Below are 2239 nucleotides of genomic sequence, written 5' to 3'. Positions count from 1 at the left end.
CACGGGCTGGGTCGTCGATGCAGAATTGGAGACGTTAAGCATGTCGCATTACCCTTGTTCGTGTTGTGTGGACCGGGCGCGGCGGCATGTCGTCCGCACGGCTTTGGCAGGTTTTTTTACCCCGCCGCGACGCCGGGAAGTACCCCCGGCGTTTGCCAGTCGGAGTGCCGTCAAAACGTGGTCAAGGGCCGAGATTAGCGCCTTTTAGTCACACGAACAATGCCATAAATGCGGGAGTTGACAAGAACAGAACTGCCGTTTGTGCTCCGTCAAACGGAGATTTCTCGTCTGAAACGCAGGAAAATCAAGCCTTTCCAGACCATTTCGTCCCGAAACGCGCGCTAATGCTCGATGTCCAAAAGTGTTTCATAAAAATATGAATTGTCGAGAGGTAATAATTACCGCGGAAACTATGGCGAATTAACTTGGCAGCACCGCCGCGCAGCGCCATAACGAGTGGCCGGAGTCTGCATATTTTTTTTCGAAGGGGGTGATCGGGCCGGCAGGGGCGAAGCGCTCGGCAGTGACCGCACTACCGGAAAGCTGTGCGAGCGCTGCTGCAAATTCTTCCACGTAGATGCGCCAGTTGCTGCGGCATTCGATCTCGCCGCCGAGGGCGACGATGACGGGAAAGACGGGATGCCCGTGCCAGCGCCGAGCCAGATGCCCGATCTTGGGCCAGGGATTGGGGTAGAGGATGAAATGCTTCGCAGGTCGAATGTCTGCGGCGAGCATCAGCCGCCAGTAGTCGACGAGATCCGCGCGCACGCAGATGAAGTTGGCGGGCACGGGGCCCTCCCACGCGGTATTGCGCGCGAGGCGATCCGCCGACTGGTCGACGCCGATGACGAAGTGCGCGGGATGCGTGCGCGCGAGGTGGCGAGTGGAGAGGCCGACGCCGCAACCGGCATCGAGGATCAGCGGCCGGCTTCCTGCCGCGCGCCACGCCGCGACGCTCGTCTCGAACGCATCGCGGTTGTATGGCATGAACGGCTTTCTGTACTCGGACCGGGCATGCCTGGCAACGAGTGCGGGCAGCTGTTCATGCACGCCCTCCTGGGCGCTTGTAACGGGACGAGAGTTCGCGTCCATGCCGTCTCACGTCTTCCGGCACGCCTGCGCGCTCGCGCGGCGAGTCACATTCCCTGCATTCGACCGATTCATTCCAAACCTCGCTGGCGGGCTCCCATTCCAGCGCAGCGCAAAGACGTCGCCCTGCACGGGTGGTACCCGCGCGACTTGGTTTGCGTTGGAATGGGAGCCGACTGATTTTGCCCGCCATCATGCCACAGGGCAGCACTCAGGCACAGTCGCAGCGAAGTTCCGGAACTCCACAGAACGCCGTGTATTCTGTGGCGGGGGTTTGTAATTAGTGCAGGGTGACTGGCTGACGCATCAGTGCGTCGTATTTGCCGAGGAAGTCGTCAATCTCTTCCACCGTCGGTTCGGTTGCGATCAGGTTTTCCACCTCTTCGCGGAATGACTTGGCGAGCGTGCCGCCAATGAAGATCTCGCGCTTGCCGGATTTGTCCATGATTTCATATCCGCCAAAGCGCAAGGCTTCGCGCCTGTCGTCGGCGCCGAACTCTACGACGCTGTACTGCTCGCTGTTGTAGATCAAGTTCATTTTTGCGCTCCTTCTGGTACGGGATAAATTCCAGGTGACCCGGAACCAATGATGCAAAAATGGGGCCACCTGCATGGATTTCAAGCCGATGCCGGATTCCCGCGGCCGCCGCGCCGGATAAATGATGTTCCTGTCATCAGGAACGGCATCAGGCGTGCAAATCTTTAGTCAGCGCGAGTAAATTGTCGTAGGGCGGAGCAGAAAGAAATGCACGGATCTGTGCAATGTGGGCAGACGTTGCCACACCGATAAAAAGCCGGTCCGGCTTCGTGCGTAACAGCCGGTTGAGTGAGACGCGCAGCGTGAGGTTGCCGGTGCAACACACGCAGCCGGGGGCGATGCGCGCGATCCGCGGCGCCGGTATTGCGGATTCAAGGCCGGACTGGGTATCCGGAATGCCCTCGAGAATGATGGCAGTGTGTTCTGCGGGAGCAAGCGCCGCGCGAATGGCTGCTTCCCGCGCAGCCGGGTTGGCGCCGATGACGAGCGTGGCGGGAATCACCCTTTGCGGGATACCTTGCTCGGCTCCACGCCCAGCTGCTTGAGCTTGCGGTACAGGTGGGTGCGCTCGAGTCCGGTTTTTTCTGCAACGCGCGTCATGCTGCCGCCCTC

4 protein-coding genes are annotated in these 2239 nt (G+C 60.2%); all 4 read right to left on the bottom strand.

All coding sequences use genetic code 11. The annotated features are described in order from the left end of the window. Window positions 1–420: 420 nt before the first annotated feature. The gene (locus VEH04_00915; GenBank protein HYG21311.1) at window positions 421–1092 is read right to left on the bottom strand and encodes a methyltransferase domain-containing protein; all 672 of its coding nucleotides are present in this window, start codon (window positions 1090–1092) and stop codon (window positions 421–423) included. A 277-nt stretch (window positions 1093–1369) separates the two neighbouring features. Then, window positions 1370–1627 carry a DUF3567 domain-containing protein gene (locus VEH04_00910; GenBank protein ID HYG21310.1) on the bottom strand — a complete coding sequence of 86 codons (258 nt, stop codon included), beginning with the start codon at window positions 1625–1627 and terminating at the stop codon, window positions 1370–1372. A 148-nt stretch (window positions 1628–1775) separates the two neighbouring features. After that, on the bottom strand, window positions 1776–2129 hold the full coding sequence (locus VEH04_00905; protein HYG21309.1) for a GTP-binding protein: 354 nt from the start codon (window positions 2127–2129) through the stop codon (window positions 1776–1778). After that, window positions 2126–2239 (bottom strand): helix-turn-helix domain-containing protein (locus VEH04_00900; GenBank protein HYG21308.1); only part of this gene is annotated, 114 nt, incomplete at its 5' end. The genes VEH04_00900 and VEH04_00905, both read right to left, overlap by 4 nt.

This window comes from Verrucomicrobiia bacterium, from assembly GCA_035629175.1.
GTDB lineage: Bacteria > Verrucomicrobiota > Verrucomicrobiia > Limisphaerales > DASXHY01 > DASXHY01.
This window is presented reverse-complemented; position numbering and strand designations above follow the sequence as displayed.

Excerpts from the sequence above, each read along its gene's own strand:
- VEH04_00915 (HYG21311.1), bottom strand. The coding sequence starts at position 1,092 with ATGGACGCGAACTCTCGTCCCGTTACAAGCGCCCAGGAGGGCGTGCAT.
- VEH04_00910 (HYG21310.1), bottom strand. The coding sequence starts at position 1,627 with ATGAACTTGATCTACAACAGCGAGCAGTACAGCGTCGTAGAGTTCGGC.